Here is a 26,617-nt window from a genome sequence, read left to right on the forward strand (position 1 = left end):
GCACGCTGACCGCGCCGGGTCGCGGGAAGCGGCCCAAAGGGTCCGCCCGGCCACCGGTGGTCAGCGGGCGGGGCTCGCGGCCACGAGGAGGCGGCCCTCGGCGTAGCGCAGCGCGGGCGCGGGCAGCCCGCCCGCACGGCCGCTCAGCAGCACCGTCACGGTGCCCTCGGCCGGCGCGTCGGGAGCGGGCCGCTCGCCGATGCGGCGCAATGTCTGGGCGGCCACCGCGCCGGCGCTGCCGTGCAGCACCAGCGGCGGGGCGTCGGCGCGTCGCACGGCCGCGCGGATGCGTTCCGCGACCAGTTCGTAGTGGGTGCAGCCGAGGACGACGGTCGTCACGTCGGGCGGGGTCAGCCCGGCGGCCGCGGCGACGGCGGCGTCGATGGCGGCCTCGTCCGCGTGCTCGACGGCCTCGGCGAGTCCCCGGCACGGCACCTCGGCGACCGGTACGCCGTCGGCGAACTCCTCGATGAGCCCGCGCTGGTAGGGGCTGCCGGTGGTGGCGGGTGTGGCCCAGATCGCGACGGGGCCGCCACCGGCCGCGGCCGGCTTGATCGCCGGGACGGTGCCGATCACCGGGATGCGGGGTTCCAGGCGGGCGCGCAGCGCGGGCAGCGCGTGCACGGTGGCCGTGTTGCAGCCGACGACCAGGGCGTCGGGGCGGTGCGCCGCGGCGGCCTCGGCCACGGCCAGGGCGCGCTCGGTGAGGTCCTTCGGGGTGCGCGGGCCCCACGGCATGCCGTCGGGGTCGAGGGAGAGGACGAGATCCGAGTCGGGCCGCAGGCGCCGCACCGCGGCGGCGGCCGCCAGCAGGCCGATTCCGGAGTCCATGAGCGCGATCTTCACCCGGCCACGATAGACGACGGGTCCCGGCGGGCCCGTCCGGTGGGGCAGACTGCGCAGGTGAGTGCCCTCCTGTGGATCGCCGCCGTATCGCTCGCCGCCTGGCTGTGGCTGTTGCTGTGTCAGGGCCGCTTCTGGCTGACGGATGTGCGTCTGCCGCCACGCCGGGACCCGGACGACTGGCCGTCGGTGTGTGTGGTCGTACCGGCCCGGGACGAGGCCGCGGTGCTGCCGTCGAGCCTGCCGTCGCTGCTGGCGCAGGAGTATCCGGGGCGGGCGGAGGTCTTCTTGGTCGACGACGGCAGTTCGGACGGCACCGGGGAGCTGGCCCGCGAACTGGCCCGGCGCCACGGCGGGCTGCCGCTGACGGTGGACTCGCCCGGCGAGCCGCCCGCGGGCTGGACGGGCAAGCTGTGGGCGGTGCGCCACGGCATCGGTCTGGCACGCGCGCGTGACCCCGAGTATCTGCTCCTGACGGACGCCGACATCGCGCACGCGCCGGACAGCCTGCGGCACCTGGTGGCGGCGGCACGCACCGGCGGCTTCGACGTCGTCTCGCAGATGGCCCGGCTGCGGGTGGAGAGCCTGTGGGAGCGTCTGGTGGTGCCCGCCTTCGTGTATTTCTTCGCGCAGTTGTACCCGTTTCGCCGGATCGGGCGGCGCGGGGCGCGCACGGCAGCCGCGGCAGGCGGCTGTGTGCTGCTGCGCACGGAGACGGCCGAGCGGGCGCGGATCCCCGACGCGATCCGGCATGCCGTCATCGACGACGTGGCGCTCGCGCGGGCCGTGAAGGGCGACGGGGGACATGTCTGGCTGGGGCTCGCCGAGCGGGTGGACAGTGTGCGCCCCTATCCGCGGCTGCACGACCTGTGGCGGATGGTCTCGCGCAGCGCGTACGCGCAGCTGCGGCACAACCCGCTGCTGCTCGTCGGCACCGTCGCAGGGCTGGCGCTGGTGTACCTCGTGCCGCCGGTGGTGCTGGTCGTGGGCGCGGCAGCGGGGAGCACGGCCGCCGCGGTGACCGGTGCCCTGGCGTGGCTGGTGATGACGGGGACGTATGTCCCGATGCTCCGCTACTACCGCCAGCCGCTGTGGCTCGCCCCCTCGCTGCCGTTCACCGCGTTCCTGTACCTCCTCATGACGGTCGACTCGGCGGTTCGGCACTACCGGGGCCGCGGAGCGGCCTGGAAGGGCCGTACGTACGCGCGTCCCGACGCCGTGCCCGACGAGGGCTGAGGGTTCGTCACTTCCGGCCGGTGTCGTCACTTCCGGCCGGGTGTCCAGTTCATGCCCCATCCGTAGGCGCGGTCGACGGTCCGCTGCGGGCTCACTCCGCGGGCCGGCACCAGGTACTGGGCCTCGCGCCGGACCACGAGGTCCCCGCCCGTGTTGGTGATCAGGGCGAGCGCGCACACCGTCGACGGCACCCTGCACTCGTCGAGCGAGAACTCGACGGGCGCGCCGTGCTGGGGCCGGAGGGTGACGGTGGCGTGCAGGTCGACGAAGGAGTCGGCGCCTTCGTAGATGGTCACGAAGACGAGGATGCGCCGGAAGTCCTGGGTGTGGTCGAGGTTGACGGTGAGGTTCTCGCCGCTCGCCTGGGCGCCGGTGCGGTCATCGCCGTCGAGGTGGATGTAGGGGGGCCGGTGCAGCGATCCGAAGGCGTTGCCGAGGGCCTGGACGACCCCTTTGCGGCCGTCGGCGAGTTCGTACAGGGCGCACAGGTCGAGGTCGAGATCCGAGTGCGCGGCGCCGTGCCGGCGGCCCCATCCGGAGAACTGCTTGCGCGTCTGCCAGTTGAGGTTGACCCGCAGGGCACCGGACGTGCCGCCCTGCTTGGCGAGCGAGACGGTGGGGGCAGCCTTGGTGAGCGTGACCTTGCCAGGGCGCACGGGCGCGGCGGACGGCGGCGGGGGCAGCGGGACCGGCTGGCCCACCGGCGGCGGTGCGGTCACCGTGGGCGGTGCGGTCCGCGCGGGCGGCGGGGCAGCTGGGGGCGGCGGCACCGGCGGCCGCACCGCGGTGGCCGGTGGAGCGGGCGGTGCCGTGTGCTGCGGCTCGTCCACGGTGATCCCGAAATCCGTCGCCAGCCCCTCCAGGCCGCTGCCGTAGCCCTGGCCGACGGCGCGGAACTTCCAGCCGCCCTGACGGCGGTAGAACTCGCCGAGCACGAAGGCCGTCTCGACCGTCGCACCCATGCTGTCGAAGCGCGCGACCGCATCGCCCCGGGCGGCGTCCGTCACCGCGATGTACAGGTCCGGCACCCGGCCGAAGGTCCCGCCGTCCGCCGAGGCGGCGAGGACCACGCGCTCGACGGCGGCCTCCACGCGCGCGAGGTCCACGAAAAGGGTGTCGGTCACCCTGCCCGCGGCATTCCGCTTGCCTTCGTGACGGACCGCTCCGGAGGAGTGCGCGGGCTGGTTGTAGAAGACGAAGTCACCGTCCGAGCGCACCTTTCCCGCCACCAGCAGGAGTGCCGAGGCGTCCACGTCCGGGACCCCGGGCCCCGCACGCCAGCCCAATTCGACGCGCAGCGCCGTCGTGGGCACCGGTGCATTCGATCCTTTCGACATTGCCATGTACGCCCCCATCACGTGGTCGCCGAGCCGGGTCGCGTCCCGGCCGGCTCCTGCCATCCCTACCCCGCCAACCTATTCCGGGGGACGGCGAACTCCCATGAGCTGCACAGAATGATCGCTGTCCAACCCCCGGTAACCTGCCGGGAACTTGGCCTTTACATGATTCAAACGCAGGTTGCCGCCCCTTTTTGCCAAGTTCGCTCGGATTGGCGATCCCGCGTCACCGCCGACACAGAAAACAACCCTCTTATCGGTCTCCCCAACCAGCACATCGTGGGCTTAACTTATGTGCCATGACCTCCCCCCGCTCCACTTATGGCGGCGGCTACTACTCCGCCTCCTTCCCGGACACTCCGATCTACGACTCGCTCGTGGCCGAGCGGGGCACCCCGCAGATCGCCCCGATCCGGGTCCCCGCGGCCTACGACACGTCGGGCGGCAACCTGCCCGCGCTGCCGTCGGCTCTGCCCGCGCTCCCGGCGGGACCCTCCCAGCACGCCCCCCACTACGGCTACCAGCAGGCGCCGCAGCCCGCTCCGCTGCAGCAGGCGCCCACGGCGTACATCCCGCAGCAGGCCACCGCCCCGCGCGGCTACCCCGGTCCGCAGCCCCCGCAGCCGCGGCCGATGGCGCCGGGCACCGGCTACGAGGCGATGCGCCCCGCGGCCCCGCGGCCCGCTCCGGCTTCGTACCAGGACCCGTACAACAACCACAACCAGCAGCAGTACCGCGGCTACTGACCGGTCCGCCCCGGCTGTCGGTGCCGACTGGCACGATGACGGCATGGGGAACGCCACGCTGCACTCGATCCACGTCCATCCGGTCAAGGCGTTCCGGGGCGTCTCGCCCCGGGAGGCCACCGTGGAGCCCTGGGGGCTGGCCGGAGACCGGCGCTGGGCGCTGATCGACGACGGGGGAAAGGTCGTCACGCAGCGGGAGGAGCCGCGCCTCGCGCTCGCCGCCGCCGAGCCCGTGCCCGGCGGCGGCGTTCGGCTGTCCGCGGCCGGGAGAGCGCCGCTGACGGTGCCGGTCCCCGCGCCGGGCACCACGGTGACGGTGTCCGTCTTCGGCACCAAGCTGGAGGCCGTCGCCGCCGACGCCGCCGCGCACGCCTGGTGCGCCGACCATCTGGGGACGGACGTCCGCCTGGTCCACCTGGACGACCCGGCCACGCGCCGCCCGATCGATCCGGCCTACGCGCTGCCCGGCGAGACGGTGAGCTTCGCCGACGGCTATCCACTGCTGGTGACCACGCTCGCCTCCCTCGACGCGCTCAACTCCCTGGTGGCCCGGGGCGATCACGCGCACGAGGGCCCGCTGCCCATGAACCGCTTCCGGCCGAGCGTGGTCGTGGCCGGCCCGGAGCCCTGGGCCGAGGACGGCTGGTCGGACATCGCCATCGGCGAGGTGGTCTTCCGGGTCGCCAAAGCCTGCGGGCGGTGCGTAGTGACCACGACCGACCAGGGCACCGCCGCACGCGGCGCGGAGCCCCTGCGCACGCTGGCGCGGCACCGCCGCATCGGCCGCTCGCTGGTCTTCGGCCAGAACCTGGTGCCCCGCTCCACCGGCACGATCCGGGTGGGTGATCCGGTGACGATCCTCGCTTGAAGTGTGTTGCGAGCGGCGGCGACCGCCCGAGGCCGGACGCCGCGGTGCCGCAGTGTCGCAGTGCCGCGGGGTGCGTCGGCCGGGCGGACCCGAGGCGGTTGAACGGCAGGCGTGCGACCCCGAAGCGGTGCGGCGCCCTCGGGCCGGGCGGGCACGGGCGGGCACGGGCGGGCACGGCCATGCGACGAGCACGCGCCGGACGCCGCGCGCCCCGGCCGGACGTCGAAACGCCGCGCGCCGGGCCGGGCGTCACAACACGCCCCGGGCTCCGGCGGATCGCATTCCCGCCGCACCGGGCCGCCTCCTGACGGGCGGTCGGTGTTGGTCGGCGGTGGCTCGATCCCGTCGCCGTGGGGAACCGGACGCCGTCGCCCGATCGTTGGGATGTCGTGGAAAGTCCATGAGAGGTCTCGGTCGAAGCTGCTCAGGAGCGGAGGTGATTTCGCTCTCTCTTCGACCGGGCCCGCGGATGAACGGCTCCGCGAGGGGTTATCACGGAACGGGAAGGGGGGTGCGGAAGGTTGCGGGCAATCAGCGGCCTCTGGCGCTGGCGGCACAATCCGCTGCGCCGCGCGACCGATCTGGCCGAAGCGTGGGTGGCCCTCGGGGCACTGCTGCTGATCACGGTGGCCGCACCCGTGGCCGGCTCGCTCGTCGGCGCCGTGGCGCAGGACGCCCTCCAGCAGTCCGCGCGGGCCCAGCAGCACTCCCGGCACCTGGTCACGGCGACCGTGGTGCGCAAACTGGCCGACGCCGTGCCGGAGGCCGGCCCGGACACCCCCATCGGCCATGATCCCCGCAGCCGTGTCCTGGCCGAGTGGACCGCCCCGGACGCCACCCTGCAGCACGGGCCGATCCTGGCACCCCTCACCTCCCCGCACCCGGGCGACCACTTCACACTGTGGGCGGACGCGCACGGCCGCATGGTCGCCCGCCCACTGGACTCCGCGACGGCGACGACGCACGCGGTGCTGGCCGGATTCGGCGCCGCGCTGCTGATATCGGGCCTGGTCGAGGGCGGCAGACGGATGATCGTCTGGCGCATGGTCCGCCGCCGGTACGCGCGCTGGGACCAGGCATGGGACCGGGCGGGCCCGGACTGGGGCAAGGCAGGCACCGGCAGTTGACGGGCCGCCGCCTCTGGTCAACCCACCGCCCGCGCGCACGCTACGGTGGACCGGCCGAGGCACTCGGCGACGACCCGCGCGCAACGAGCCGCAGGGACCGCGGCACCGGCCGTGCGCCCCGAGGCGAACGAGCCACGTACCACGAGGTGGGGGCACAGCAACGCCATGGCACAGGGCACGGTTCAGGTGACGCACACCGGTACATCGCGGTGGCGGCGCCGCACGGGTGAGTACGTTTCGCTCGCCGCCGCCCTGGAGGCCGCCGCCGACGGCGACGTCCTCACCGTGGCTCCCGGCACCTACCGGGAGAACCTGGTGATCCAGCGGGCGGTGACGCTGCGCGGCCCCGAGGGCTCGCCCGGCTCGGTGCGGATCGCCCCGCTCGACGGGGTGCCGCTGACGGTGCGCGCCTCGGCCGTGGTGCAGGACCTGCTCGTGGAGGGCCAGGACGCCGCCGCGCCCGCGCTGCTCGTCGAGGAGGGCACGCCCGAACTGCGGGACGTGCGGGTCGTCGCCCGGTCCGCCTCGGGCCTGGAGGTGCGCGGCACCGCCCGCCCGACCGTGCGGCGCTGCACCGTGGACAACCCTGCGGGGATCGGCATCGCCGTGCTCGACGGCGGGGCCGGGGTGTTCGAGGACTGCGAGGTGGTGGCGGCCGGGCAGTCGGGCGTCGCGGTGCGCGGCGGCGGGCACCCCCGGCTGGAGCGCTGCCGGGTGCACCACGCCTCGGGTGTCGGTCTGATGGTGACCGGCGAGAACTCCGCGCTGGAAGCGGTGGGTTGCGAGGTCTACGAGGTACGCGGAGCCGGTGCCCAGGTCACCGCGCGGGCCACGGCGCACCTCACCGACTGCGATGTGCACCGCACGGCGGCGGACGGCGTCACGCTGGACACGGATGCCGTGCTGACCCTCGCCGACTGCCGCATCCACGACATCCCGGAGAACGCGGTCGACCTGCGCTCCCGTTCGGTGCTCACGCTGACCCGGACGACGGTGCGGCAGTTCGGGCGCAACGGCCTGTCGGTGTGGGACCCGGGCACCCGCGTGGACGCCAACCAGTGCGAGATCTTCGACAGCACGGGCGACTATCCCGCGGTGTGGGTGAGCGACGGCGCGACGGCCGTGCTCGACTCCTGCCGGGTGCACGATGTGCCGGACGCCCTGTTCGTCCTGGACCGGGGCTCCCGCGCGGACGTGGTGGACAGCGACCTGTCCCAGGTGCGCAACACCGCCGTGTCGGTCAGCGACGGGGCGACCGCGCAGCTCGACGACTGCCGCATCCGGGACGCGGCGACCGGCGCCTGGTTCCGCGACCACGGCAGCGGCGGGACGCTCAACAACTGCACCGTGGACGGCACGCAGACCGGCGTGATCGTCACCAAGGGCGCGGACCCCACGATCGAGCGCTGCTCGGTGGACGGCCCCGCGGAGGCGGGCTTCTACGTCTCGGCCGGGGGCCGCGGCAGCTTCCTGGGCTGCCGGGTGACGGGCAGCGGCGGCTACGGCTTCCATGTGATAGACGGCTGTCGTACGACGCTGAAGAAGTGCCGTACGGAGCGCTGCGCGCGCGGCGGCTACGAGTTCGCGGACGGCGGCCCCGACGCGGGTTCCGGCACGGGGCCGGTCGTGGAGGACTGCACCAGCGACGAGAGCGGCGGCGGGCTCAAGCCGCCCGCGGCCCGGGAGACCGCCGCGGAGACGACCGGTCCCTCCTCCGGGCTGCTGGGCGCGATCCCCGGCCAGCGCAGCGGCGAGGAGGAACCGCCGGGGGTCGCCGCGGAGTCGGCGCGGACGTCCGAGGACGTGCTCGGCGAACTCGACGCCCTGGTCGGCCTGGACAGCGTCAAGCGCGAGGTCCGCGCGCTCACCGACATGATCGAGGTGGGCCGGCGCCGCCGTGCGGCGGGTCTGAAGGCGGCGTCGGTCAAGCGCCATCTGGTGTTCACGGGCTCCCCGGGTACCGGAAAGACCACGGTGGCCCGGCTCTACGGCGAGATCCTCGCCTCGCTCGGCGTGCTGGAGAAGGGGCACCTCGTCGAGGTGTCCCGGGTCGACCTGGTCGGCGAGCACATCGGGTCCACCGCGATCCGCACCCAGGAGGCATTCGAACGGGCCCGCGGCGGTGTGCTGTTCATCGACGAGGCGTACGCGCTCTCGCCGCAGGACGCCGGCCGGGACTTCGGCAAGGAGGCCATCGACACCCTGGTCAAGCTGATGGAGGACCACCGGGACGCGGTGGTGGTGATCGTCGCGGGCTACACGGCCGAGATGGAGCGTTTCCTGACCGTCAACCCCGGTGTGGCGTCCCGCTTCTCCCGGACCATCACCTTCGGCGACTACGGGCCCGACGAGTTGCTGCGGATCGTGGAGCAGCAGGCCGACGAGCACGAGTACCGGCTGGCGCAGGGCGCCTCACAGGCGCTGCTGGAGTACCTCACGGCGATCCCCAAGGGTGCCGCGTTCGGCAACGGCCGCACCGCCCGGCAGACCTTCGAGGCGATGGTGGAGCGGCACGCGAGCCGGGTCGCCCAGCTCGCCGAGCCGAGCACGGACGATCTGACGCTGCTGTACGCCGAGGATCTGCCGGAACTGCCCTGACCCGGAACGGCCCCGGTCAGGGCGCCGGTTCGGGGCGCTGACCGGGTACGTCCGGCCGCAGCCCGGCCAGCAGCCGCTCCCGTTCCTCGGCGAACGCCGGGTCGGCCTGGTACTCGGAGTGGCCGAGGATGGGCGCGGGAAGCGGGTGCCGGGCGGTGCGGCCGTAGGCGAGGGGGTCCTTCAGTGGCGCGTGGTCGACGTCCGGGCCGCAGTCGCCGGGCAGCCGCACGGGGCCGCCGATGGGGTCGGTGAGCCGGTAGAGATTGCGCCAGCGGGCCACCTCGCGGTGCAGGGAGCCGAGTTCGGCGGGGCCGAAGTAGGCGGGGAACCAGCGGCCGTACAGGCGCTCCAGCGGGGAGCCGTAGGTGAGCAGGGCGACCCGTCCGCGCACGGACGGCGTCAGCTGCCAGGCCGCGGCTGCCGCGAGGACACTGCCCTGGGAGTGCCCGGAGATCACCAGGCGTCCCCCGGTGTGCTGCGTCCAGGTCGCCATCCGCCAGGTCAGGTCGGGCACCGCGCGCTCGGCGTAGCAGGGCGGCGCGAAGGGGTGGGCGGCGCGCGGCCAGAAGGTGCCGACGTCCCAGAGGATGCCGATGGTGCGCCGTGCGGAGGCGTCCTTGTAGGCGCGCCGCCCCCAGCTGACGAACAGGACGAAGCCGAGCCCGACCAGCCAGGAGCCCAGTGCCTGCGCGGTCTCGGCCGCACCCCGCACGACGGCGTAGGTGTGCCCGGCCGCCTCCCCGGGGGTCTTCCCGGTGTCCAGGCCGCCCGCCAGCGCTCCCGCGCCGAGCAGCAGCGTGGTGGCGGAGACGACGACGAGGAGGAGGGGCGCTTGGTCGGTGAGCGCGGCCATCGCGCGGGTGCGTGCGATACGGCGGGTGGTGGCCGGGTCGTCCGGTTCCTTCGGGTAGTCGCGCCGCACCGTGCTCCGCTCGGCGCGGCTGAGCTGCCAGGTGCGCCAGGACAGCCAGCCGACCAGGGCGAGCAGCGCCACCAGGAGCGGCGGGATGACGGACGCCTGCCAGGTCAGCAGCACGGGCGGGCCGTCGATGGAGGAGCCGGTGCCGTCCAGCCAGTCGGCCACGCGCTGGGCGACGCCGCCCGACATCACGCCGCCCAGCGCGCAGGCCAGCAGCGCGACGGCGGGCCCGCCAAGACCGCGCATGGCGGCCCGCCCGCCGACCGGGGCGCCCGCCGGTCCGGCGGGTTCGGGGTCCGGGGGCGGGGAGCGGTGCAGCAGGTGGGCGACCGCCGCGATGACGACCACGAGCAGCCCCTGTACCAGGGCGATGGCGCCGAAGGTGGTGTCCCCCGACAGCCGCCCGGCCGACTGCCAGCCCGGCCGGGACCAGCCCGCGTACAGCAGCGCGAGGGCGAGCAGGACGAGGGCGGCCAGCGGCAGCCGGCGTACGAGGTGCTCATCGAGTTCCCGGTCCAGGCGGTTCTCGCTGCGGCCTTGGCGGCACACCACCCAGAGCACGGTCGCCGCGGTGGCGCACAGCCCGGCGATCAGCAGCCGGCCGAGGGAGTCGAGGGCGTCGGACCCGCCCGGCCCGCGGTCGAAGCGGACGGCCGGGGCGACGATCGCCGCCGCCACCGTCAGCAGGCCCGCGGCGGTGTGGGCGGCGCGCAGCCGGGCCACCAGTCGGCGCCCGTACCAGAAGCCGGGGCTGCCCAGCGCGGTGGGGCCGCCCTGTTCGTCCGGCTCGGGGCGGTGCGGCAGCGGCGGCTGGGACTCATAAGCGCTCCAGGTGCGCCGCGACAGGTACCAGAGCAGGTAGGTCAGGGCGGCCGGCACCAGGGCGGCCAGGGCGAGCCGGCGCCCGGGCAGGCTCCACCAGCCGTCGCCGGAAGCGGCGGGCGAGAGGAAACCCAGCCAGGAGTGGCGCGCGGCGCATGCCTCGACGCCGGCGCACTGCCAGGCCACGAGGTCCAGGGCGACCTCGCAGGCCGCCGCCACCAGCAGCACCGTGAGGGTGAGCCCCGCGAGCCGCACCAGCAGCCCGTACAGTCGCACCGTCCGCCGCCGGCGGCCCCGGGTGGCGGGCCGCATCCAGTGGGCGAGGTTGACGACCATGAAGGGCAGCAGCAGGAGCCACAGGGCGCGAGCGCTGTTGCCGGAGGTGAGGTTGCACCAGACGTATGCCTCGGGGACCGGTCTGTCCCGGTACTCCTCGGGCCGGTCCTCCGCGTCCACGTCCACGGCGCGCCGGAAGACGGCGGCCGTGTCGTCGCCGGTGATCCGCACCGTGCACGGATCGTCGAGCATCTCCTCGGGTGTGGTGCCCCCCACTCCGTGGACCAGGAGTTCCAGGTCGACCGGGGTCGTCCCGGGCCGCACCGCGGGGCCGTTCGCCCCGTCCGCCGCGGTCTGCTGCTGCGCACGCTCCACTGTTCTCGCTCTTCCCCCCGTGACGCGCCGACGGCTGGTGTCCGTGCGGCCTTCAGGATCTCCACTCCGGGTGCTCCCTACACCTCTCGTCACCGAATCTCCCCGATCCGTGTGACCATCAGCGGGACGGACGGTGTCCGAAGGGCATGTCCGGGTCGATATGGAGGCCGGCACGGCGGGGAGCAACCCGTGACAAGATGGGACGCCCGCGCACCGGTGGCATGGCGGAACATCCTGGTCGGAGCGAGTGTGAGAGGCATGTCGGACGGCTGAGGCGAAAGGACCGGAGCGTACGTGAGTGAGAATCAGAACCTCCTCGCGGAGCAGCGCCGCGCCTTGATCCTGGACGAGGTCCGGCGGCGCGGCGGCGTCCGGGTGAACGAACTGACGCGCAAGCTGGGCGTGTCCGACATGACCGTGCGCCGCGACCTGGACGCGCTGGCCCGGCAGGGGGTCCTGGAGAAGGTGCACGGCGGGGCGGTGCCGGTCATCGAGGCGAGCACGCACGAGCCGGGTTTTGAGGCCAAGTCGGGCCTGGAGCTGAGCGCCAAGGAGGACATCGCGCGGGCCGCCGCCGAGCTGGTCGGCCCGGGCACCGCGATCGCTCTGTCGGGCGGCACGACGACCTACGCGCTGGCGCACCGGCTCCTCGATGTGCCGGATCTGACGGTGGTGACCAACTCGGTGCGGGTCGCGGACGTCTTCCATGCCGCGCAGCGCACCTCGGGTCAGCGGGAGGGCGCGCCGACGGTGGTGCTGACCGGCGGGGTACGCACTCCGTCCGACTCGCTGGTGGGGCCGGTGGCCGACCAGGCGATCGCCACACTCCACTTCGACCTGTTGTTCCTCGGCGTGCACGGGATATCGGTCAAGGCCGGCCTGTCGACACCCAATCTCGCGGAGGCCGAGACCAACCGGCGGCTGGTGCAGTCGGCACGGCAGGTGGTGGTGGTCGCGGACCACACCAAGTGGGGGACGGTGGGCCTGAGTTCGTTCGCGACCCTGGAGCAGGTCGACACCCTGGTCACCGACCGGGGGCTGCCGGCGGCGGCGCGCGCGGAGATCTCCGAACATCTGCGTCGGCTGGTGGTGGCGGGTGCTCCGGCCGAGGACCCGGACAACTGATGGGCCGTCAACTAGGCTGACGTCTCAGCACTGTCAACGGCCCGTTCGCTCAAGGGAAGTCGCGAGGAGATTCGCGTCCATGGCTCACGGTCTGCGTCCGGTGGGGATCGACTTCGCCGAAACGGCGCCCCTGCGCCTGGTGCTCACCCGCGAGATCACCGCCGCGCCGGACGCCGTCCACCGCGCACTCGCCGAGGACGTGTCCGGCCGGCCGCAGTGGTTCTGGGCGGTGACGTCCGCCCGGGCGACCGAGGGCGGTCAGGAGGTCCGGCTCCGGGGCTGCACATGGCTCACGGAGTCGGTGATCTCGGCGAAGGCTCCCGAGGTGTACGCGTATCGCGTCGACAGGACGAACGCGCCGGGAGCCCGCGCCTGGATCGAGGAGTGGCGGCTCGCCCCGGCCGGCACCGGCACCCTCGTCCGGATGACGTTCGCGCTCGACGGGACGGGGCTCTTCCGCGCCGTCGCCCGCCTGGCGCGCCCCGGCGTCGGCCGCGCGTTCCGCGACGCGGTCACCGCGCTGGACCGACGCCTGACCGACCGGAACCCGTCGGGTCCCGGTCCCGTGTGAGCACCGCACCGAGGACCAACTCCGGTGCGCACCCGCCCGATTGACCTCCCCCAGCAGCCACGTTCCCCAACGGCTCATCGAGCGGGCACAGGCAGGTGCCGCACAGACCGGACCCACGCGACAAGCGCACCGACAGGAAGCCCCCGCGAACGCGTCCACGAGCGTCCCCGCAGCGATCACGGCCCCACGGACGGCAACAACCGCCACAAACCGACGGACAGCGACCGCACGCGCCCCGCGCACTCCGGCAGGACGCCGGCCCCGGCGGACGCCGGTACACACGTGGCCTGACGCCGGTACACACGCGGCCTTCCGCCGGTGGGGACCCGGCGGGGCGCCGTATGACTGTGGGCCCCACGGCCGATAGGACCATGACCATGACCAAGCCAGCCGGATCAGGACCGGGACCGCCGCCTCGGGGGCCAGGGCCAGGGTCACGTCCGGCTCCCCCGCACCACGTATCTGCGCTCCCCCGCGAGCGTCTCCCCGGCGGGCCACGCTGTCATGAGCACCGGTACTCGGACTCGGCGACGGCCACGGCGACGGCGATCCCGCGGACCGCCGGTCAGCGCGACCACGCCCCCGTGGTCAGCAGCGCGTCGATCGCGGCCGTGTACGGCCCGATGTCCAGGCCCTGCTCCGCCAGCCAGGCGTCCGAGTAGTACTTGTCGAGGTAGCGGTCCCCCGGGTCGCACAGCAGGGTCACCACGCTGCCGGTGCGCCCCTCGGCGACCATCTCGGAGACGATCTTGAGCGCGCTCCATAGGCCGGTGCCGGTCGAGCCGCCCGCCTTGCGGCCGATGACCCGGTCCAGGGCCCGTACGGCGGCGACGCTGGCCGCATCCGGGACCTTCATCATGCGGTCGATGGAGCCGGACACGAAGCTCGGCTCCATGCGCGGCCGGCCGATGCCCTCGATGCGCGAGCCACGGTCACAGGTGACGTCCGGATCACCGGTGGTCCAGCCCTCGAAGAAGCACGAGTTCTCCGGGTCGGCGACGCAGATGCGGGTGTCGTACTGCATGTAGTGCACATAGCGCGCGATCGTCGCCGAAGTGCCGCCCGTGCCCGCGGTGGCAACGACCCAGGCCGGCTCCGGGAACCGCTCCAACTCCAGCTGGCGGAAGATCGATTCGGCGATGTTGTTGTTGCCGCGCCAGTCCGTGGCCCGCTCGGCGTAGGTGAACTGGTCCATGTAGTGGCCGCCGGTCTCCACCGCGAGGCGGGCCGATTCCTCGTACATCTTCGGCGAGTCGTCGACGAAGTGGCATTGCCCGCCGTGGAATTCGATGAGGCGGCACTTCTCGGCACTGGTCGTGCGCGGCATGACGGCGATGAAGGGCACGCCGATCAGCTTGGCGAAGTACGCCTCGGACACGGCCGTCGAACCGCTGGACGCCTCGATCACCGGCCGGTCGGGCCGGATCCAGCCGTTGCAGAGGCCGTAGAGGAAGAGCGAGCGCGCCAGCCGGTGCTTGAGACTGCCGGTGGGGTGGGTCGACTCGTCCTTCAGATAGAGGTCGATGCCCCACTCCTCGGGCAGCGGAAAGCGCAGCAGATGGGTGTCGGCGGAGCGGTTGGCGTCGGCCTGGACCTTGCGGACGGCCTCCTTCAGCCAGGCGCGGTAGGCGGCGTCGCTGTGGTCGGCGTCCAGGGTGGCGCCGGTCCGGGTCTGTGGGGTGGTGCTCACGACGTGGCTCCTTACACTTGGCGCCGACGACGCCGACGGCGACCGGCAACTCCGATCATAAGCAGCTTCCACACCGCTTCCCACCTGCATAAACTCACCTTTGGGCAGGCATAAGGCGGCGCGGGGGCACGGTGCGCGAGCGGCGCTGGGGGCGCTGGGGGCGCATTCCGGAGAGTGCGCCGGGCGCGGCGCTCGCGGGGACCGTGCGCACTGGTGCTCGGCGTCGGGTGGGGGCAGACTGCACCGGGTGCGGGGCCTGCACCCCGTGCGAAGGCGCACAATGGATCACGGAACGAGCCGGACGACACCGGATCCCGCCCCGGCGGGTCCCGGTGCGGCGGGCGAGAGACGTGAGGGGGCGGGGAAGAATGGCGGAGCCGGAGTTCACGGCCACGGGGGTCCGGATAGACAAGCGGCTGCGGTCGCTCACCCGGGCCGGGCAGGTCCGGATCAGCGGCGGCAGGGTGGAATTGCTCACCAGCTACGGCAGTGAGATCGACAGCGCGCCGGTCCAGGCGGTGCGCGCCTCGAAGCCCTGGTTCGCCCCGGACGACCGGGCGCTGGCCGATCTCAACGGCCACCGATATCTGCTGACTCTGGGCGATCACGACCCGGCGCCCGGCCGTCCGGGCCCGCCCGCCGCACGCCGGTTCATCGAGGCGGTGCGCCGGGCCGCGGGACGCGGGGACTGAATCACGGCGAGTTGCGCGCATGTGTGTCCTGGGTCACTCTGGTCTCACGTCACTCTGGGTTTACCGGCGATAACGCTGCGAACCAGCCAGCCGGCCATGACAGCAGGCGACCGCTGGACACAGGCGCCTGCTGGATCCGTACTCCGTGTTCTTCCGGACCTCACGTCGGGGAGTCGCAGCCGTGATCAGTCACCCAAGCAGGCACTGCGCGGTGGAGCTCCAAGCCCTGCCGTCGCGGATCGGCCAGGTCCGCAGAATCGTATCTGCGCACTTGCGCTACTGGCATCTGGACCCGTTGATCGACCGGGCCGCGCTCGGTGTCACGGAGTTGCTGACCAACGTCCACCAGCACGCCCGGCCCGACAAGTCGTGCACCGTGGAGATCGAGCTGCGGCTCGACCGGCTCACGGTCTCGGTGCGCGACCACGATCCGCGCCTCCCCGTGGCGGCCGACATCAAGGACGTCGCACCGCTGGACACCTGCGGGCGCGGGCTCGCCATGGTGGCCGCGCTGAGCGAGAGCTGGGGCGCGCGACCCTGCGGCACCGAGGGGAAGGTCGTGTGGTTCACGCTGCCGACGCATGCGGAGGCGAAGCCGCAGCGGACGGGTGCGCCGCGCCGTACCGCCGTGGAACGGCCCGCCCCCGGGTTCCTGGAGGCCGAACCCGTCGCCTGCGCGCCCGCCGCCGCGCCCTGTGCTCCCGCCCGGTCGGCCGTCGTCGGCTGACCGGGCGGTGACCTCCCCTAGCCCCGTCACTCGGTGGCGATGGCCCGCAGGATGTCCAGGCGGGCCGCCCGCCGGGCCGGGCGCACCCCCGCGAGCCCTCCGGCGGCCAGGCCCACGAGCGCAACCACCGCGAGCTGCCCCGGCGGGAGCGCGAAGGCGAAGGCGCTGTCGCCACCCGACGCCTTCACCAGCACCCAGCCGAGGAACGCGCCGAGGCCGAGCCCGCCTGCCGTGCCGAACGCGGCGACCAGGACCGACTCCCAGCGGACCATGGCCCGCAGTTGGGGCCGGGTCTGACCGACCGCCCTGAGCAGGCCCAGCTCGCGGGTGCGTTCATGGACGGCGAGGGTCAGCGTGTTGGCGATGCCGAGCAGGGCGATCAACACGGCGAGCGCGAGCAGCGCGTAGACGAGCGTCAGCATCATGTCGATCCCGCCGGCCGACGACTGCGCGTACTCCGCACGGGTCTGCACCTGCGGATCGCCGTACCGCGCCGCGGTCTTCGCCACCGCGGCCTTCCCGGTGTCCGTGCTCACGCCGTCCTTGAAGGACACCGCGACCAGGCTGTCGGAGTCCTGGGCGCGGTGCGGCGCCCACGCCGCCCGGGTGATCACATAGTCGCCGGCGAGTTCGGAACGGCCGTAGACCGCACGGACGGTGAAGTCCGCCCGGGTGCCGTCGGCGAAGGCGAGCCGGGCGGTGCGGCCCAGGGTCAGGCCCTGGGCTTCGGCCTCCTTCCGGGTGACCGCGATGCCGTGTGCGCCGAGGTCGCGCAGCGAGCCGCGGACCGTGCCGAGGTCGAAGGTGCGGGCGAGCGCGGCCGGGTCGGTGACGGTCAGCGCCCGTCCCGTGCCGTTCACTTCGGCCACGCCGCGGCCGAGCCCGACGGCGGTGTCGACCTCGGGCAGCCGTTGCAGCGCCGGGGCCAGCCCGGGGCTCAGCCCGCTGCCGCCCGCCCCGAACGAGGGGGTGCTGACGGCGACGTCGCCCGCGAAGGACCGGGCCACGGTCTGGTCCATGGTGGCCTTGAGCGAGGCGCCGAACACGGTGAACAGCGAGACCACGGCCACGCCGATCATCAGCGCGCTCGCGGTGGCGGCCGTCCGCCGCGGGCTGCGCAGCGCGTTGCGCCGGGCGAGCGATCCGGTGACGCCGCGCAGCCGGTCGAGGGGGCCGCCGAGGACGCGTACGGCGGTGGCGGAGACGACCGGGCCGAGCACCACGAACGACACCAGAGCCAGCGTCGCGCCGAGTCCGGCCGACCACACGGACGGGGCGACAAGGACACCGACGAGGGTCGTCGCGAGCGCCAGCGCCGCAAGGACCGCGCCGGTGACCGCGCGCGGGCGGGAGGCGCCCGAGGCGTCGACGGCGAGCTCGCGCAGCGCGGCCAGCGGGGCGGTGCGCCCGGCCCGTACGGCGGGCAGCAGCGCAGAGCCCAGACAGACCACCACGCCGACCAGGAGCGGCAGCGTCAGCGACAGGGTCTTGACGACCAAGTCGCCTTCAGGGAAGGAGAATCCGATGGCCGGGAACAGGGCCTGCAGCCCGGCGGCGATCCCGAGGCCGCCGCCGAGACCGGCGAGGGAGGCCGACACGGCGACGGCGCCCGCCTCGACCAGGGTCGCCGCCGTGACCTGGCCGCGGGCTGCGCCCAGGGCGCGCAACAGGGCGTTCTCCCGGGTGCGTTGGGCGACGACGATGGCGAAGGTGTTGTGGATGGAGAAGGTCGCCACGAGCAGGGCGACGCCGGAGAACACCAGCAGGAAGGTGGTGAAGACGGTCAGGAACCGGCCGGAGATCATATCGGTGTTCTCCTGCGCCGACTCCTGTCCGGTGATGGCCTCGACGCCCTTGGGCAGGACGGGAGTCAGCCGGTCGACGAGTTCCCGCTGGCTCACCCCGGGCCCGGCCCGCACCTGGATGCCGGCCGCCTCGCCGGGCCGGGCGGTGAGGTACTTCTCGGCGTCGGCCTGTGTCATGCCGGTGAACGTCACCTGGGCCATGCCGTCGGCGCCGCCGAAGGTCGCGAGGCCGACGATCCTCACCTGGACCGGATCGGGGGTGCGCAGCGTCGTGGTGTCACCGATCTTCAGGCCGCCCTTCGCGGCGGCGCCCCGGTTGACGACGACCTCGCCGGGCTTCGCCGGAATGCGGCCCTCGGCGAGCCGGTAGGGGTTGAGCTGCGGGTCGGTGATCCAGTTGCCGGCGAGGGTGGGTGGGCCCTGGCCGCCGATCGGTTTGCCGTCGGCGCCGAGGAGTTGGCCCGCGCCCTGGATGGTGGGGACGGCCGCCGCGACACCGGGGACCCGTTCCAGGGTCTTCACCAGGGCGGTGTCGACGGGGCGGCGCACGCCCTGTGCATCGCCGGGCGTGGTGATGGCGTCGGCGCCGCGCACGACGGCGTCCGTGCCGGCGGTCGCGTCGCCGAACATCGAGCCGAAACTGGCGCGCAGCGTGTCGCCCATGACCAGGGTGCCGGCGAGGAAGGCGACACCGAGGAACACGGCGAGGAACGTGCCCGCGAAGCGGCGCCGGTGGGCGCGCAGCGAGGCGAGGCTGAGGCGTACGGAGGCGTTCACGGCCGCGCCTCGAATGCCTTCATGCGGTCCAGGACCGTGTCGGCGGTCGGCGACGGCAGGCGGTCGACGAGCCGTCCGTCCGCGAGGAAGACGACCTCGTCGGCGTGGGCGGCGGCGACCGGGTCGTGGGTGACCATGACGACCGTGCGGTCCATCTGCCGTACCGCGCGGCCGAGGAGCCCGAGGACCTCCGCGCCGGAGCGGGAGTCGAGGTTGCCGGTCGGCTCGTCGGCGAAGACGACGTCGGGTCGGCCGGCGAACGCCCGGGCGACGGCGACGCGTTGTTGCTGGCCGCCGGAGAGTTCGGTGGGGCGGTGGTGCAGCCGGTCGCGCAGCCCGACGATGTCGACGAGCGCGTCGATCCACTCCGGGTCGCCCCCGCCGCCCGCCAGGTCCAGCGGCAGGGTGATGTTCTCCGCGACGGTCAGCGTCGGCACCAGATTGAATGCCTGGAAGACGAAGCCGACCCGGTCGCGGCGGAGCAGGGTGAGGCGGCGGTCGTCGAGGGCGCCGAGTTCGGTGCCGCCGATGAAGGCGGCGCCCGAGGTGAGCGTGTCGAGGCCCGCGGCGCAGTGCATCAGGGTGGACTTGCCGGAGCCCGAGGGGCCCATGATCGCGGTGAAGCGGCCGGCCGGGAAGTCCGCGTCCACGCCGTCCAGGGCCCGTACGGCGGTGTCGCCACGGCCGTACACCTTCACGCCGCCGACGACCCGCGCGGCCGTGCGCACGGTGGTCGTGGTGGTCACACCGCACCGCCCTTGCCCACGCGGCCGAACCGCTCGTCCAGGACGGAGAGCCGGCGCCAGTACTCGTCCTCGTCGATCTCGCCGGTGGCGAAGCGCCGGCCGAGGATCGCGATCGGCGAGTCGCCCGTGGGGCGCCCGACATCCGCGGGCCACCAGGGTGCGCCGCGTCCACGCCGGACCGTGCGCCTCAGCACGGTCGCGCCGCCGATCACCACGGCCGTCCAGAACAGGGGGAAGAACAGGATCCACGGGCCGGGACCGCCGTCCCAGTTCGCCAGGGTCTGCATCTCGGGTCATCTCCTCCGCGCAAACGAGTCGGTCATTGCTCAAAGACTCGCCCCGGGGAGAGGTCCGGGTCGTCGTACGGCCAGCGGCAGTGCGGCTACCTCCCGGGGAGTACGCGGGTGTGGGGCGGCTGCTCCCCGGGGCTCGGCCCGACCGGGTCGGTGCCGCCCGTGGGCGACTGCCGCACCGGCCATGCCCCGGACCCGCATGCCCGCCGGACGACCGCCTCGGCGGACGACCGTCTGGGCGCGCGCCCGTTACGCCACCGGCCGACGCCCGACGGTGGCCGGACGGGCGCCCGCCGGGGCCGGGTTCGGGGAGCGGCCGGCGACGACGGCGCATGGGACGCGGGGTTGCGGGACGCGGGGTTGCGGGACGCGGGGTTGCGGGACGCGGGGTACGAAGTGCGGGACGCAGGGTGCGGGGTGCGGGTGTCTTCCGCGGCCGGGGAAGGGCACCGCGCCCCGGGTCAGACCGGTTCGGTCAGGGCTGTCAGCGGGTCGTCCAGGACCGGTTGCCAGGCCAGCTCCGCCGCGCCGACAAGGCTGTTGTGGTCCAGAGTGCAGGGCAGGATCGGGACGCCGCCGCTCTGGCCCCACAGGCTCTGCCCGGCGACCACCGCGCGCAGCCGGTCGGGGTCGGCGTCCAACAGGGTGCGGTGCAGTCCGCCGAGGATGATCCGGTCTGGGTTGAGGATGTTCACCAGGCCCGCGAGGCCGAGGCCCAGACGGTCGATCAGGGCCTCGGCCGCGGCGCGGACCGCCGGGTCGGCGTAGTGGGTGCGGACGAGGTCGTCGGCCTGCCGGAGCAGGGACACCTCGGGGCCGGGGGTGCGGCCCGCCTCGACGAGCAGCGCCAACGGATCCGCCTCCACGTCGAGGCAGCCCCGGCTGCCGCAGTGGCAGGGGCGGCCCTCGGGGTTCACCGTGAGGTGCCCGACCTCCAGCGCCAGGCCCGAACTGCCCGTGTGCAGACGCCCGTCGAGGACCAGCGCACCGCCCACGCCGCGGTGGCCGGTGGCCACGCACAGCAGGTCGCGTGCGCCGCGGCCCGCGCCGTGCCGGTGTTCGGCGAGCGCGGCCAGGTTGACGTCGTTGCCCGCGAACGCCGGGCCGACGATCCCCACGGCCCGCACACACCGGGCGAAGATCCGGCGCACCGGCGCGCCCACCGGCCAGGCGAGGTGCAGCGGGTTGAGGGCGAGGCCGTCCGGTTCGGCCACCGCGGACGGCACGGCGAGCCCGGCGCCGACGCAGCGGCGGCCCGTCGCCCGGAGCAGTGCGGCGCCCGTCTCCACCACCGAGCCGAGCGCCTTCGCCGGGTCGGCGGGGACGGGCTCGCAGCCCGGAGCGGTGGCCACGATCCGACCGCCGAGGCCGACCAGCGCGGCCCGGAACCCGTCGGCGTGCACCTGCGCGGCGAGCGCCACGGGCCCGTCCTCGGCGACCTCCAGCCGGTGCGAGGGACGGCCCTGGGAACCGGCCGCCGCGGCCGGCCGGGCATCGACCCGGATCAGCCCCAGCGCCTCCAGCTCGGCGGCCACCGCACCGGCGGTCGCCCGGGTCACACCCAGTTCGGCGGTGAGCACGGCCCGGGTCGGCGCCCGTCCCGTGTGCACGAGCTCCAACGCGGGTCCGAGCGCCCCACGTCCCCGGTCCAGCCGCGTCCTTGAGGTGGTCCCATCCCCCGCCGTCCGGGGGTCCGCCTTGCCGCTCATGGGGCGAGTCTCCCATGATCCCCCTACGGTGCGACCGGCGTCGCAGCCTGGAGGCCGCTCACGCGCAGCGTGACGTTCAGCCGCCCGGTGAGGCCCAGCGCGGGCGGTGCCGTGCCCGGGTGCACCCGGGGCACACCGTGGTACGCGAGGCGGGACGCGCCGCCGAAGACGAACAGGTCGCCGCTGCGCAGTTCGACGTCCGTGAACGGCTTCGTGCGCGTCTCGGTGTTGCCGAAGCGGAAGACACAGGTGTCGCCGAGGCTCAGCGACACCACCGGCGCGTCGGACCGCTCGTCGGCGTCGCGGTGCATGCCCATGCGGGCGTCGCCGGCATAGAAGTTGATCAGTGCGATGTCGTACGGCGCCGAGGAGGCCGCCGCCGGACCGAGCGCGTCGGCCACCGCCCGTCGGCCCAGCTCGCCCAGCCAGGCGGGGAAGGGCTTCACCGGTGCCCCGTCGCCGTCGACGACGGTGCGCGCGTAGGCGTACGGGTACCAGTGCCATCCCAGGCACACCTGGCGCGCGGTCATGGTGCCGCCGCCCAGGGTGCGGACGGTGCGCAGTCCGGCGGGCGGGCGCGCCCACTCGCGGCACGCCGTCAGCAGTTCGCGCTGACGGCCGGCGGGCAACCAGTCCGGCACATGGACCGCGCCCGGCGCGATCCGCTGCCGCTCCCGGGGAAACAGTTCCGCCACCATGGGTTCCCTCCTGCCCGACCGGCCCTGAACTGCGGCTCCGCTAGCCTGGACACACGATGGACGACCGTATGACTACCCCGTGGGGCGCGTTCCAGCTGTCCCGCTTCCCCGAGGATCCGCGCGACCGGCTGCGTGCCTGGGACGCCTCCGACGCGTATCTGCTGCGGCATCTGGCCGGGCGGGAGGTCCCGCTGTCCGGCACGGTGGTGGTCGTGGGCGACCGCTGGGGCGCGCTGGTGACGGCGCTGGCGGAGCACCGGCCGATGCAGATCACCGACTCCTTCCTCACCCAGGAGGCGACCCGGGCGAACCTCGCGCGGGCCGGGGTGCGGCCCGGTGCCGTACGCCTGCTCACCACCCAGGATCCGCCGCCCGACCGCGTCGACGTGCTGCTCGTCCGGGTGCCGAAGAGCCTTGCGCTGCTGGAGGACCAGTTGCTGCGGCTCGCGCCCGCCGTGCACGCGGACACGGTCGTCGTCGGCACCGGCATGGTCAAGGAGATCCACACCTCGACGCTCCGGCTGTTCGAGCGGATCCTCGGCCCGACCCGCACCTCGCCGGCCGAGCAGAAGGCGCGGCTGATCCTGTGCGGCCCGGACCCGTCCCTGCCACGCCCCGCCAACCCGTGGCCGTACCGCTACCCGCTTCCCGACGGCATCGGCCCGGCCTCCGGGCACCCGGTCGTCAACCACGCGGGCGTGTTCTGCGCCGACCGGCTCGACATCGGCACCCGGTTCTTCCTGCGGCATCTGCCCGATGGCCGGGGCACCCGCAAGGTCGTGGACCTGGGCTGCGGCAACGGTGTTGTCGGGACGGCGGTGGCGCTCGCCGACCCCGAGGCCGAGGTGCTGTTCGTGGACGAGTCGTTCCAGGCGGTGGCGTCGGCGGAGGCCACCTACCGGGCCAACGGCGTGCCGGGGCACGCCGAGTTCCGGGTCGGAGACGGGCTGGCCGGGGTGGCGGCGGGCAGTGTGGACGTCGTCCTCACCAATCCGCCGTTCCACTCCCATCAAGCGCTCACGGACGCGACCGCGTGGCGGATGTTCACCGGGGCGCGGCGCGCCCTGCGGCCGGGCGGCGAGCTGTGGGTGGTCGGCAACCGGCACCTCGGCTACCACGTGAAGCTGCGGCGCCTGTTCGGCAACAGCCGACTGGTGGCCGGCGACCCGAAGTTCGTGGTGCTGAAGGCCGTCAAGCGATAGCGGCCGCGTGCAACGCCCTGGGAAAGGGAGCCGAGTTCGCGTCGGCACGCCTTGGCGAAGGCGTGCGAGTCGGGGATGCCGACGGACGCGGTAACGGCCGGGCCGGACAGGGGCGAGGAGCACGGCAGGTGGTGGGCAAGATCGGGTCCCGCCTCGATGCGGGCGATGGCGGCGCGCACCGCCGGGTGGTGCCGCGGATTCGGCTTCGGGCGCGCCCGATGGCCGATGCCCCACAGCACGGTCCAGGTCTCGGCACACCTCCGCTCGGGCGCCCGGGGGCACGGCTGTCACCGCTTGCCCCAACAGGGCTCTGGGGAAAAGGAGTTCGGCTCCACGGTGCTCGGAGCGCCCCCAGTGACGGTGGCGATGACGGACCGTCACGCCGGGCGGTACGAGGCTCACCGACCCGGGCGGACGAGGTGCTGGTGCCAGGTACTGGGTGCCAGATACCAGATGCCGGGATGCCGGCGACGATCAGGGCGGCGCCGTAGCCGTACAGGTATCCCTGCCGCAGACCGGGCGGCCGGAAGACGTCGGTGGGGCACGTCGCTTCTGTAGGTCTTACCCTGGAGCGCCTGTCGGCTGACCGGGTTTTTGCCTGCTCAGGACCCCGCAGTCGGCAGGAATGGTGTGCAACAGCTGTCGTGGACGGTTATGGCTTCAAGTCACCCCGCCTTGCACTGCCAAGGTCATCTGCCGTGAACGGAAGTGCTTGACCTTGTCGCAGCGACAACGTTTCTACTGATGCCATGAGAATCGGAGAGCTCGCCGGCGTCGTCGGCGTCACCACCCGTGCCGTGCGGCACTACCACCGCATCGGGCTACTGCCCGAGCCGCCGCGCCAGCCCAACGGATACCGTGAGTACACGCTGCGAGACGCCGTCGAACTGGCCCGCATCCGCCGTCTGACCGAGTTCGGCCTGGGCCTTGACGAAGTCAAGGACGTTCTGGCGGACGACGTGGGCAAGGATCTCGTCGAGATCCTCGCTGAGCTGGACGCCGACCTGGCCCGCCAAGAGGAGGACATCCGGCGGCGCCGCGTCCGCCTAGGCCAGATGCTTGAGCAGGCCGAGCGGACCGGGCGGCTGCCCGTCGAGGCCCCGGTCTCTCCTGAACTCGCCGCCCTCTTCGACGACATGGCCCGTGCCTCAGCGCGGTTGCCCGGACCAGAGCCGACGATGGCGGCCAAGGAGCGGGAGCTGCTGGCCCTGTTGGAGACCGGTTTGCCGGGCGGCGACCGCGACTGGCTCTACGCCATGGGGCAGAGTCTGAGTGCCGACGCCGAGGCCATGCGGCGCGCCTACGCGGTGTACGCCCAGATGGACGCACTGGCCGAGGCAGCCGAGCACGATCCACGGGTGGAGGAGACTGCCCAGGTCATCGTCAAGAGCATCCCGGACGATGCGGCGCAGGCGATGATCGCCGCGGAAGGCAAAGGTAGATCAGGTGAGAACGGCGGTTTCGCGGACGCCCTCTTCGCGGAATTCACTCCCGCCCAGGCGGCGGCCGTGCGCCGCGCCATTGAGTTGCTCAGGGAGCGTGCCGGGTGAAGGCGCTGCGGAAGGCTGTGCACTGGGGCTTCGCCGCGCTCGCACCGTGCGAACTCGTGATCTTCATGTGTGTGGTTGGCGGGGTGCGAGTAGCCCCGGCCGCATGGTTGGCGGGGGAACTGGCGGTGCTTGTGCACATGGCCGGGGCGACCGCACTGCTTCTTTTCGACTGTCGGCGGCGCCGCCGCGAGGGTCTCCGCCGTCACTCCGCATTCCTGGCCGCGATCGCTGACAACGTCCCGGCGCCTGTGCGCAAGCTGATCAGCCACGAGATGACCCTCGCGACCAGCTTCTTACGCTGGGCAACCCGCCGCGGCCCGCACGGCGTACGCGGCGGCGACCACGCCGTTCCGTACGCGCCAGCCCAGACGGCGACCATGTACGGCTTGCTCTTCGTCTGCATCGTCGAGACCGTCGCCCTCGCTTACCTGATCCCCTGGCCGGTTGTGCACGTCGCCACCCTCGTCCTCGACATCTGGGGCTGCTACTTCCTTCTCGCCCTGCACGCCTCCTGCGTGGTCCGCCCGCATGTGATCGGGGCCGACGGCTCGCTGCGCCTGCGTTACGGCTCTCTGCTGGACATCCGCATCCCAGCCAATCGCATAGCCTCCGTCCGTCTGGACCGGGCATTTCCGAATGGCAAGCTGGCCGCTGCGGATGAGAGCGGCGTGGCCGACGTGGCTGTGGCCGGCCTGACAACGGTCACCGTCGAGCTGACCGAGCCGGTGCGGTACGTACGGGTCCTTGGTAAGCATGCCGAGGCCCGCGCCTTCCGCTTCTATGCGGACGACCCCGTGTCCGCGGTCGCAGCGCTGAGGGCAGACGGCAGGTCTTCCCCTGGCTCCCTCACTACCTCGGGCCCGTAGCCGACGGCAACCAGAGGCAGGAGTCCGGGGTTGGCGCTTGGTCAGGACGTGGCAGCCGGAACGCTGGCGGTGGCTGCGTGACGGAACCTCAGCGGCGTCGCGGGAAGTTGCTGTTGAGCTGGGCCATCAGCTCCCGGTTGGTACCTCGCGCAGCTTCTAGAGCGTGGCGCAGCCAGAACACTCTCGTAGGTGGCTGTAGTCGACTCGGCCTGATCCCGGCCGAACCGCACGTGCCGCAAAAACTCGTCCGCCTCCACGACCGGCGCCAGCACGTCTTCGTCCAGCACCGTCCAGTACCGGTCGCCCGAGGGCATCCGGACCAAGAACGGCCTCAGCCGCACCCTCCTGTTCACCATCACGGACGCATCTCAGCAACACCCGCGACGTCCACGACACCGGTTCGAGAATCGTCGTGCACAGGTTCACCATCCAGGGTGATGTGACAGTGCGCGACACCTCCTGGAACCCAAGGGAACGCGACGCCGTGCGCGCCCGCCACGACGGGCGTCCCGACGGTCGCCACGACAACCGCCACGAGGGGCGGCTCGCCGAGGTGTGGGCGCGGGTGGTGCGGGGCGGGAAGGCATCAGGGGTCCGGCCTGCCGAGGACGCGGACGATCCGCGTCACCTCCCGGGCCATGGCCTCCCGGCCGACGCCGAGGTATGTGCGCGAGTCGACGGCCTCGGGGCGGGCGGCGAGGACGTCGCGGATCGCGCCGGTCATCGCCGCGTTGAGGGCGGTGCCGATATTGACCTTGGCGATGCCGCCCGCGACCGCCCGGACCAGTTCGTCGTCCGGCACCCCGGAGGAGCCGTGCAGCACGAGCGGGACAGGCACAGCGGCGGCGAGCCGCCCGAGCAGGCCGTGATCGAGGGTCGCGGTGCGGGTGGTCATGGCGTGCACGCTGCCGACGGCGACGGCAAGCGCGTCGACGCCCGTGTCGGCGACGAAGCCACGGGCCTCGTCGGGGTCGGTGCGGGCGCCGGACGCATGGGCGTCCAACGGCGCCCGGCCGCAG

General features: G+C 73.4%; 22 protein-coding genes. 12 read left to right on the top strand and 10 right to left on the bottom strand.

Features of this window, described 5'->3' with window-relative positions:
* Window positions 1-60: 60 nt before the first annotated feature.
* A complete protein-coding gene (locus ACWEKM_RS25420; protein WP_451623524.1) occupies window positions 61-846 on the bottom strand; it encodes a glutamate racemase in 786 nt (261 codons plus the stop codon).
* 39 nt (window positions 847-885) lie between these two features.
* On the opposite strand from ACWEKM_RS25420, the gene ACWEKM_RS25425 reads away from it, so the two are divergent.
* Entirely contained in the window at window positions 886-2,079 is a 1,194-nt protein-coding gene (locus tag ACWEKM_RS25425) for a glycosyltransferase (protein ID WP_451623525.1), read from the top strand.
* Between the two features lie 26 nt (window positions 2,080-2,105).
* On the opposite strand, the gene ACWEKM_RS25430 is transcribed toward ACWEKM_RS25425, so the two are convergent.
* Window positions 2,106-3,416, bottom strand: coding sequence for a TerD family protein (locus tag ACWEKM_RS25430; protein WP_451623547.1), 1,311 nt, complete (start codon window positions 3,414-3,416; stop codon window positions 2,106-2,108).
* A 299-nt stretch (window positions 3,417-3,715) separates the two neighbouring features.
* Between ACWEKM_RS25430 and ACWEKM_RS25435 the strand changes: the two genes are divergently transcribed.
* The 4 genes from ACWEKM_RS25435 (at window position 3,716) to ACWEKM_RS25450 (ending at window position 8,755) form a co-directional block, all read left to right on the top strand.
* Entirely contained in the window at window positions 3,716-4,162 is a 447-nt protein-coding gene (locus tag ACWEKM_RS25435; RefSeq protein WP_451623526.1) for a DUF6643 family protein, read from the top strand.
* 43 nt (window positions 4,163-4,205) lie between these two features.
* On the top strand, window positions 4,206-5,030 hold the full coding sequence (locus tag ACWEKM_RS25440; protein ID WP_451623527.1) for an MOSC domain-containing protein: 825 nt from the start codon (window positions 4,206-4,208) through the stop codon (window positions 5,028-5,030).
* A 521-nt stretch (window positions 5,031-5,551) separates the two neighbouring features.
* Window positions 5,552-6,157, top strand: coding sequence for an Rv1733c family protein (locus tag ACWEKM_RS25445; protein ID WP_451623528.1), 606 nt, complete (start codon window positions 5,552-5,554; stop codon window positions 6,155-6,157).
* Between the two features lie 165 nt (window positions 6,158-6,322).
* On the top strand, window positions 6,323-8,755 hold the full coding sequence (locus tag ACWEKM_RS25450; protein WP_451623529.1) for a right-handed parallel beta-helix repeat-containing protein: 2,433 nt from the start codon (window positions 6,323-6,325) through the stop codon (window positions 8,753-8,755).
* Window positions 8,756-8,771: 16 nt separating this feature from the next.
* On the opposite strand, the gene ACWEKM_RS25455 is transcribed toward ACWEKM_RS25450, so the two are convergent.
* Window positions 8,772-11,147 carry a hypothetical protein gene (locus ACWEKM_RS25455; protein ID WP_451623530.1) on the bottom strand — a complete coding sequence of 792 codons (2,376 nt, stop codon included), beginning with the start codon at window positions 11,145-11,147 and terminating at the stop codon, window positions 8,772-8,774.
* A 294-nt stretch (window positions 11,148-11,441) separates the two neighbouring features.
* Here ACWEKM_RS25455 and ACWEKM_RS25460 point away from each other — a divergent pair, with 294 nt between their 5' ends.
* Both ACWEKM_RS25460 and ACWEKM_RS25465 read left to right on the top strand, forming a co-directional pair.
* Window positions 11,442-12,272: a DeoR/GlpR family DNA-binding transcription regulator gene (locus ACWEKM_RS25460; protein ID WP_451623531.1), complete on the top strand. Its 831-nt coding sequence runs from the start codon at window positions 11,442-11,444 to the stop codon at window positions 12,270-12,272.
* Between the two features lie 79 nt (window positions 12,273-12,351).
* Window positions 12,352-12,843: an SRPBCC family protein gene (locus tag ACWEKM_RS25465; protein WP_451623532.1), complete on the top strand. Its 492-nt coding sequence runs from the start codon at window positions 12,352-12,354 to the stop codon at window positions 12,841-12,843.
* Between the two features lie 565 nt (window positions 12,844-13,408).
* Here ACWEKM_RS25465 and ACWEKM_RS25470 read toward each other — a convergent pair.
* On the bottom strand, window positions 13,409-14,533 hold the full coding sequence (locus ACWEKM_RS25470; protein ID WP_451623533.1) for a PLP-dependent cysteine synthase family protein: 1,125 nt from the start codon (window positions 14,531-14,533) through the stop codon (window positions 13,409-13,411).
* Between the two features lie 368 nt (window positions 14,534-14,901).
* Between ACWEKM_RS25470 and ACWEKM_RS25475 the strand changes: the two genes are divergently transcribed.
* Window positions 14,902-15,225, top strand: a complete 324-nt coding sequence (locus tag ACWEKM_RS25475) for a hypothetical protein (RefSeq protein WP_451623534.1) — start codon at window positions 14,902-14,904, stop codon at window positions 15,223-15,225.
* A gap of 181 nt (window positions 15,226-15,406) precedes the next feature.
* On the top strand, window positions 15,407-15,952 hold the full coding sequence (locus ACWEKM_RS25480) for an ATP-binding protein (protein ID WP_451623535.1): 546 nt from the start codon (window positions 15,407-15,409) through the stop codon (window positions 15,950-15,952).
* Between the two features lie 26 nt (window positions 15,953-15,978).
* Here the strand turns inward: ACWEKM_RS25480 and ACWEKM_RS25485 are convergent, their stop codons facing one another.
* The 5 genes from ACWEKM_RS25485 to ACWEKM_RS25505 form a co-directional block, all read right to left on the bottom strand.
* Window positions 15,979-18,534: an ABC transporter permease gene (locus ACWEKM_RS25485; protein ID WP_451623536.1), complete on the bottom strand. Its 2,556-nt coding sequence runs from the start codon at window positions 18,532-18,534 to the stop codon at window positions 15,979-15,981.
* Window positions 18,531-19,280, bottom strand: a complete 750-nt coding sequence (locus ACWEKM_RS25490; protein ID WP_451623537.1) for an ABC transporter ATP-binding protein — start codon at window positions 19,278-19,280, stop codon at window positions 18,531-18,533. The genes ACWEKM_RS25485 and ACWEKM_RS25490 overlap by 4 nt, the downstream gene beginning before the upstream one ends.
* A complete protein-coding gene (locus ACWEKM_RS25495) occupies window positions 19,277-19,567 on the bottom strand; it encodes an SHOCT domain-containing protein (protein ID WP_451623538.1) in 291 nt (96 codons plus the stop codon). Before ACWEKM_RS25495 ends, ACWEKM_RS25490 begins: the two co-directional genes overlap by 4 nt.
* Before the next feature lie 467 nt (window positions 19,568-20,034).
* Entirely contained in the window at window positions 20,035-21,282 is a 1,248-nt protein-coding gene (locus ACWEKM_RS25500; RefSeq protein WP_451623539.1) for an ROK family protein, read from the bottom strand.
* Window positions 21,283-21,305: 23 nt separating this feature from the next.
* Window positions 21,306-21,980 carry an alpha-ketoglutarate-dependent dioxygenase AlkB family protein gene (locus ACWEKM_RS25505; RefSeq protein WP_451623540.1) on the bottom strand — a complete coding sequence of 225 codons (675 nt, stop codon included), beginning with the start codon at window positions 21,978-21,980 and terminating at the stop codon, window positions 21,306-21,308.
* A 68-nt stretch (window positions 21,981-22,048) separates the two neighbouring features.
* Between ACWEKM_RS25505 and ACWEKM_RS25510 the strand changes: the two genes are divergently transcribed.
* From ACWEKM_RS25510 to ACWEKM_RS25520, 3 genes are all read left to right on the top strand, one after another.
* Window positions 22,049-23,182, top strand: a complete 1,134-nt coding sequence (locus ACWEKM_RS25510) for a methyltransferase (RefSeq protein WP_451623541.1) — start codon at window positions 22,049-22,051, stop codon at window positions 23,180-23,182.
* Between the two features lie 749 nt (window positions 23,183-23,931).
* The gene (locus tag ACWEKM_RS25515; RefSeq protein ID WP_451623542.1) at window positions 23,932-24,732 is read left to right on the top strand and encodes a MerR family transcriptional regulator; all 801 of its coding nucleotides are present in this window, start codon (window positions 23,932-23,934) and stop codon (window positions 24,730-24,732) included.
* Window positions 24,729-25,598: a hypothetical protein gene (locus ACWEKM_RS25520; protein WP_451623543.1), complete on the top strand. Its 870-nt coding sequence runs from the start codon at window positions 24,729-24,731 to the stop codon at window positions 25,596-25,598. Before ACWEKM_RS25515 ends, ACWEKM_RS25520 begins: the two co-directional genes overlap by 4 nt.
* A 586-nt stretch (window positions 25,599-26,184) precedes the next feature.
* Here the strand turns inward: ACWEKM_RS25520 and ACWEKM_RS25525 are convergent.
* The coding region (locus ACWEKM_RS25525) for a class II fructose-bisphosphate aldolase (RefSeq protein ID WP_451623544.1) at window positions 26,185-26,617 on the bottom strand (433 nt) is incomplete at its 5' end.

This window comes from Streptomyces sp. NPDC004752, assembly GCF_053601275.1.

Coding starts and splice junctions, on each gene's coding strand:
- ACWEKM_RS25440 (WP_451623527.1), top strand. CDS start 4,206: ATGGGGAACGCCACGCTGCACTCGATCCACGTCCATCCGGTCAAGGCG.
- ACWEKM_RS25495 (WP_451623538.1), bottom strand. CDS start 19,567: ATGCAGACCCTGGCGAACTGGGACGGCGGTCCCGGCCCGTGGATCCTG.
- ACWEKM_RS25435 (WP_451623526.1), top strand. CDS start 3,716: ATGACCTCCCCCCGCTCCACTTATGGCGGCGGCTACTACTCCGCCTCC.
- ACWEKM_RS25510 (WP_451623541.1), top strand. CDS start 22,049: ATGACTACCCCGTGGGGCGCGTTCCAGCTGTCCCGCTTCCCCGAGGAT.
- ACWEKM_RS25430 (WP_451623547.1), bottom strand. CDS start 3,416: ATGTCGAAAGGATCGAATGCACCGGTGCCCACGACGGCGCTGCGCGTC.
- ACWEKM_RS25450 (WP_451623529.1), top strand. CDS start 6,323: ATGGCACAGGGCACGGTTCAGGTGACGCACACCGGTACATCGCGGTGG.
- ACWEKM_RS25505 (WP_451623540.1), bottom strand. CDS start 21,980: ATGGTGGCGGAACTGTTTCCCCGGGAGCGGCAGCGGATCGCGCCGGGC.
- ACWEKM_RS25500 (WP_451623539.1), bottom strand. CDS start 21,282: ATGAGCGGCAAGGCGGACCCCCGGACGGCGGGGGATGGGACCACCTCA.
- ACWEKM_RS25475 (WP_451623534.1), top strand. CDS start 14,902: ATGGCGGAGCCGGAGTTCACGGCCACGGGGGTCCGGATAGACAAGCGG.
- ACWEKM_RS25515 (WP_451623542.1), top strand. CDS start 23,932: ATGAGAATCGGAGAGCTCGCCGGCGTCGTCGGCGTCACCACCCGTGCC.
- ACWEKM_RS25465 (WP_451623532.1), top strand. CDS start 12,352: ATGGCTCACGGTCTGCGTCCGGTGGGGATCGACTTCGCCGAAACGGCG.